Source organism: Novipirellula sp. (assembly GCF_041583735.1).
Lineage (GTDB): Bacteria > Planctomycetota > Planctomycetia > Pirellulales > Pirellulaceae > Novipirellula.
This window is the reverse complement of the sequence record NZ_JBFHFD010000568.1, coordinates 1-5687: the sequence shown is the minus strand read 5'-3', so window position 1 is coordinate 5687 and position 5687 is coordinate 1. Positions and strand designations below refer to the sequence as shown.

At 56.2% G+C, this 5687-nt stretch carries 5 protein-coding genes; 2 read left to right on the top strand and 3 right to left on the bottom strand.

The genetic code is table 11. The features are described 5' to 3' along the window. The coding region (locus ABX962_RS28460) for a hypothetical protein (RefSeq protein WP_372724546.1) at positions 1-247 on the top strand (247 nt) is incomplete at its 5' end. Positions 248-545: 298 nt separating this feature from the next. Beyond that, entirely contained in the window at positions 546-746 is a 201-nt protein-coding gene (locus ABX962_RS28455; RefSeq protein WP_372724544.1) for a hypothetical protein, read from the top strand. A 110-nt stretch (positions 747-856) separates the two neighbouring features. On the opposite strand, the gene ABX962_RS28450 is transcribed toward ABX962_RS28455, so the two are convergent. The 3 genes from ABX962_RS28450 to ABX962_RS28440 all read right to left on the bottom strand — a co-directional run. Then, positions 857-2149 (bottom strand): hypothetical protein, encoded by a 1293-nt coding sequence (locus ABX962_RS28450; protein WP_372724542.1) that lies wholly within the window; start codon positions 2147-2149, stop codon positions 857-859. After that, positions 2136-5042 (bottom strand): protein kinase, encoded by a 2907-nt coding sequence (locus ABX962_RS28445; RefSeq protein ID WP_372724540.1) that lies wholly within the window; start codon positions 5040-5042, stop codon positions 2136-2138. Before ABX962_RS28445 ends, ABX962_RS28450 begins: the two co-directional genes overlap by 14 nt. A gap of 15 nt (positions 5043-5057) precedes the next feature. After that, positions 5058-5687, bottom strand: a 630-nt coding sequence (locus ABX962_RS28440) for a sigma-70 family RNA polymerase sigma factor (protein ID WP_372724538.1), incomplete at its 5' end; no start/stop codon positions are given.

Here is a 5687-nt window from a genome sequence, read left to right as displayed (position 1 = left end):
TTTTCAATTCAAGCTTCGTGATCCCGATCCGCAGGTTTTGGAGCAAATGATTCAATCGCGGGAAACGCCGCAGGCGAACGCAAACACCGGTGTTATCGAGATCGTCTTGCAACGAAGATTGGGGTGGGAAAAGCCGCCAGAAACGCAAGGTCGCCGATATCGGGACCAATTGATCGTGGAGTTGTTGCACTATCCTCCCGATGAATTTGTGACGCCTACGATCGCCATTTACCGAATGCCTCGCTAATTGGCCAAAATTGCAGTTTGCTTCGTCTGTTGCATTTGGTGACGCATACGAAACAAGGGAATCAGACACGATCTTGTCCGGTAGACCGACGCAACGGCGAGTCTGCAGTATTTAGCACATGCTGCAAACTTTTGCTTCACTTGGGCGTCTGAAAGCGGACGCAATGCGTCAATAAGCTCGGTTTTAGAGGGTGCGGCGATATGGCACACCGCGTGCATCGTTTCCGCTTCGTCGAGTTCTTGGACGAACCCGAATTCATCACCTCTCTGAAAACTCCGAAGAAAAGGAAAGCACTACGATGTTTCGTTCATCCCTCGCTCTGTCATTGTTGACGGCCATGTTTGCGACAGACGTTTCACCTGTGTCAGCATCGCGGCAAACCAACTCGAGTTCGACTCCCTCACAAGCTCAAAGTACACCAGCCGAAGTGCCCAGCGAAGATCAAAAGATCGTCAATGAAGCTCGGCAATGCCTCGGCCGAGAACTACGTAATTTGTAGATGGACAGGCCCAGCCCGCAGGCGGTGTCGGGTTAGAACTCGATTACTTGATCGCCCGCACGCGAGACGCGAGATTCGCTGATCAACGTCAATGCGTGCGAACTCAAACGCTAGTCCTGCGATTTGCGACCAAGCGGAAGCCATGTCCATTGTAAGGGCTTGGTTCGCTTGGCGAGCGAATGAGGCAAACTCAGGGATGCACACACGACGGTAAACAGCGTGCTGTTTTGCCAAGACACGGGGTTACGTGGATCTGGGCTACATGGATCTGGGGTGGTCGTTGCCGATGCCGAGCCGGCCGGGGCGGTGCAGGTCATCGCGGTTTGCGTCGCAGCATCATGGTCGTCAACGAATTGGTCGCATGGTGACGGTTTGTCGTGAGACGAATTTCCCTGTATCTGCTCAGCAGTACTGTTTAGCACCATCTGCCCCGCCAGCATGACCGAATGCAGTAGCGTGACCATTGGCAACGATCCAAAGCGGACCGAAGTGGCGGTCGGTTGCGGAGTCGTGTTGTGCGGGTGAATGATCGCCACCTGTTCGTGTGTGACCGGTGACGTTTGCAATCGCCGGGTCGGATTGGACGCCGAATTGCGGAGGTTCGTCGCGGTTTTTGCCGAGCCGTGATCTTGGTCCTCCGTCCCGCTCGGCCCGAGCATCGACATCGCCATGAAGCTGTCCACCGCGGCATGGTTCGCCAAGGGCTCGGACGAAAGCGAGGCAACGGATGCCGACCCGCGGGCGACTCTTTGCTCAAAATAGTGGAAATCGTCATCGATGTAGCTGACGTGGGCGTTGAGATCCGACGCCGTCAGCGAGCTTGATTGCAGCGGTTTTGTCGACTGAGGCGGGCTGACCAGCGTGATCATCGCTGCAGAAGGCGTGTCGATTTTCGCACGTTCAGCACGTTGGATTGGCAGCACGGGCATTAGTGCTCTTTCGGGCGAGTTGTAATTGGTTTGGTCCGTCACGGTTGCTCCCGTATCGTCCAAATCATCCGGAGATACAGCGGGGGATCCGTTATCGGCTGGTTCGCTGTCTTCGGTTTCGGTCATGCCCGGTGAGTCTTGGTCCCATTCCACGATCGCTTGGTCGCGGTTTGACGAATCCGTTTCTGTTGGACGGCCGGGCGGATCCGATTCATGCGACTCGTTCCGGTGATCGAGCGGTGGCTGCAGGGGCTGAGTTGGAGCCGGCCGGCCGAGGGTCATCTGACGCACGTACGCAGGTGCAGCGATCTGTACCAGATCGTGCAGTGACGTTGATGGATTTGGGGCGGGTTCGCTTGCAATGCTCCATTCGTCGCCAGCCAATAACGCACGCGTTTCCAATCGCTCGATTAAACCAAGAAACGAACGTTGGCGTTTGGCTGTCGCTGTTTTCTTCCAATCATGCCGAGCCATTGACGTTCCCTTCCTTTTCGTTGCCCGAATCGGCGTGATCGCGAATGCCGGTTGTCGGTTGGTTAGGAGCTTGCATCGGCTGTAAGACTCTCGCTTCGGCTTTCCAATCGACGTTGGTGCTCGTTGTGCCAGATTGATCCTGGATCTGATGCAGGATTTGGTCTAGTTGTTCGCGGTGGCTCTCTAAACTTTCCCGGTAACTCGCGTTGTACGGAGCCTTTCGCACAGCAAGCGATTGAAACTCCATTGCTTCGGTCAAATGCTGAACTGCGTTTTCCATTTTGCCTTGATGTTGGTCGATGACACTACGGTTATGCAGCACGCCCGCCAGTCGGCTGAGTGTATCGGCAGGGGCGGTCTCGGATACCAAGTTACGCCTCAGGATCGCTTCGGCCCTGATAAACTCCTGTGTCGCCAATTCGTTGGGTTCACGGTTCCAAAGCAATTGGCCAAGGTTGTTATGGGCCACGGCGAGATGTTGGCGTGAGACAGGGTTGCCGTGGTCGGTTTCGACTTCCAGTGCTGCAATCGACGCACGCACCAATTTGATCGCTTGGGTGACGTCGCCTCGTTGGCCCCACAAGGTAGCCAAGTTATTACGTGCGATCGCTAATTGGCACAGCGGCGAGGGTTGCCATGCGGCGAGCCGTTCGTCGCTTTCGCGGACTGCGTCTTCAGTAGGAGTTAAATTCCACGATTCAAGTTCGCTGATATTGGCTTGCAGCAGCGTTTCGGCTTGATCTGGATCGCGGTCCATCAGCATCGCCACCCGCGCATTCCGGCATTCAAATAACTGCTGGCGTGTGCCGCGGTCTTCGTCGTGTCGACGCGATACGTTTTCAAGTTGTTGCTGCAGATCCATTAACAATCGGTCAGCCTGTTCGGCATTTCCGCAGACCCACAACAAAGATCCCAGGTTGGTCTGCGTCATGGCCCACTGACGGAAAAATCGCGATTGGTTCTTGTGGCTAGCGAGCAGCGTCTCAAGTAACGTTGTCGCTTGTTGATAACCTTCTAAGGCTTCGCTGTAGCGTCCCTGGTCCTTTCGCAGCGCCGCTAGATTATGAAAGCAGAGTGCCAAGTCGGCTTGATCCGACTCGGTGCTTTGCCCCTGATTGGCCAGAGCGGTAAAGTCAGCGATGGCTTGCCGATAATGAAGTTCCGCGTCCTCGAATTTTCCCAATCGAGTCTGCAGTGCTCCGAGCCGATACCGCACTTTGGCAAGCTCGGATCGCATGTGCGTGCTTTGCTTGGCGTAACGCAGGAAGTCCAGATAGTATCGTTCGGCTTCGTGCTGTATCTCGGCTCGCAACTGATCGGTGCCGGGGATCTCGGCCAGTCGTTGTGAGAACTTGCCACTGAAGCGATCGACTGCATGATGCGCTTGGTCCAGATGCAGCTGAGCTCTTACGGTGGCTTCGTCCTTCAGCTTGCTTTGCCGCGATACGAGCAGCATTCCCACGGACATCGCAATCCCGAGCGTCAGCGAAATTGCCAACGCCGAGCACACCAGCCCTTGTCGACGCATCGCCCATTTGAATGCTCGGTCGACAAGCGTGGGACGCCGCGCCAAAGTGGGACGGCCGTCCAGAAAACGACGTAAATCTTCGGCTAATTCACCCGCGGTGGCGTAACGCTCGTCTTTTGATTTGGCAATCGCTTTACCAACAATCGTTTCCAAGTCGACTGAGATCGCCGGGTTCAGCCGGCGAAGTGATGGAGGATCGTGTGATTCGATTGCACTAAGTAATTGTTCGCGGTTGGTTGCTGCAAAGGCGGGCTGCAGCGTCAATAATTCATACAACGTGATGCCAAGCGAATAGATGTCGGTGCGGTGATCGACTTCTTGTGACCGTCCGGCGACCTGCTCGGGACTCATGTAGCGAGCGGTGCCGATGATATTGCCGTGGGCGGTCAGATTGTTGACGCCGCGACAACGAGCCAAGCCAAAGTCGGCGACCCATACCTTGCCAGCCGCGTCGACCAGCAGGTTGGATGGTTTGATGTCGCGATGCACCACGCCTTGTTGGTGCGCGTAATCGAGTGCGCCGGCGACGTCGATAATGATCTGGACCGTCGAACGCACAAAATCGCGATTGCGGACGGTTTCGGCGGTGTTGATTGCCGTGCTGGCGAAGGGGCTTCGCGATGGGGACGCGACCGCGTGCGAGGTTCCGCCGGTGCGTGCTTTGGACAACGCATCGCTGGCCAGGGCGTTCGCGGAAACACCGATGGTCGTGTTAAAGGCCACGTCACTCAGGTCGTCGGCCGCGAAAGCGTCGCCGGCGTGATGAAGCTGCGATAGCGGACGGGCTTTTTGCTGATGCCGCATCTCTTTGATCGCTTGTTCAAGCGTTTGTCCATCGATCAGCTGCATGCTGTAGTAGTGAACGCCACGCTCGCAGCCGACGGCAAACACCGGCACAATGTTAGGATGATGCAACGAGGCTGCCGCTTGGGCTTCGTTACGAAAACGTGCGACTTGTTGCTGGTCCAAGACCGCGGCAAATGGCAACACTTTCAAGGCAACACTGCGCTGCAACGAAAGTTGCGTTGCCGCATAGACCACGCCCATTCCGCCACGGCCGATTTCACGCTCGATACGGTAGTCGCCGAGCTGCGATTGGCGGCCAAATTCGGTGGGGTCTGCAGCAAGGTCCGTTGGCCTGGTCGGCGTTTTGTGAACAGGGCGACAAAGCAGCCTGAGACTTTCAATGTGCCCATTCAGATGCTCGCTGAGTTCCGGGTGCTGCTGCAGCAATCGTTCCGCTTGGGCTTCGTTACCCGCCTCGAGTGAACATGCGTATTGATCCAACAGTTCGGCCAACCGTGTTTGCATGCCGGTCGGTAGATGTTGCCAAGAGGGTAGGGCAGGGGGCGTTGCAACGTGCATGTTTGGTTCACTCGATCAACGTTGGTTCATGGTCTCGCGGAGACGTTCGATGGCCCGCATCCAAAGCATGCGGGCCGCTCCGGGGGTTCGCTTCATTCGCTCGGCGACACGGTTAAATGGCAGTCCCTCGATGTGCCTCAGCACAATCACTTCTCGATATTCGGTAGGCAGGTCGGCGATCGCATTGGCCATTTCCACGAGTGATTCCTGGTGATCCGCTTCGGACGCAGGCGATCGTGCATGATCCGAAAGCATCGATTCAATTCGCAGATGGGACCGGCTCAAGGCGTCATTGGCATCCTCGAGTGATCGTTCTTGGCGAACGTCCCGTTTCGCCGCCAACAGGTGAGTTTCCACCGTGCGGGCGAGATTATTGATCAGTATCTTTCGTAGCCAGCCGGTAAACTCGGCCAGCGTACTACCGGAAAATTTCTCAAAATCACGGTGCGCCTCCAGCATGGTTTCTTGAACCACGTCGGACGAACTGACGCGTCGTCGGACCCTCGCATCAAGCTGGGCCTGAGTAATCACCTCCATGTAATTGCCATATTTTGATAGCAGCGCTCCCACACTCGCAGCATCTCCTGCCCGAGCGAGTTGCAAAAGTTCGGACGAGGAGAGTTCCGTGGGGTTGATGGCGGTGTG

What these genes read in the sequence shown, in the direction of transcription:
- ABX962_RS28455 (WP_372724544.1), top strand. Translation starts at nt 546, where the DNA reads ATGTTTCGTTCATCCCTCGCTCTGTCATTGTTGACGGCCATGTTTGCG.
- ABX962_RS28450 (WP_372724542.1), bottom strand. Translation starts at nt 2,149, where the DNA reads ATGGCTCGGCATGATTGGAAGAAAACAGCGACAGCCAAACGCCAACGT.
- ABX962_RS28445 (WP_372724540.1), bottom strand. Translation starts at nt 5,042, where the DNA reads ATGCACGTTGCAACGCCCCCTGCCCTACCCTCTTGGCAACATCTACCG.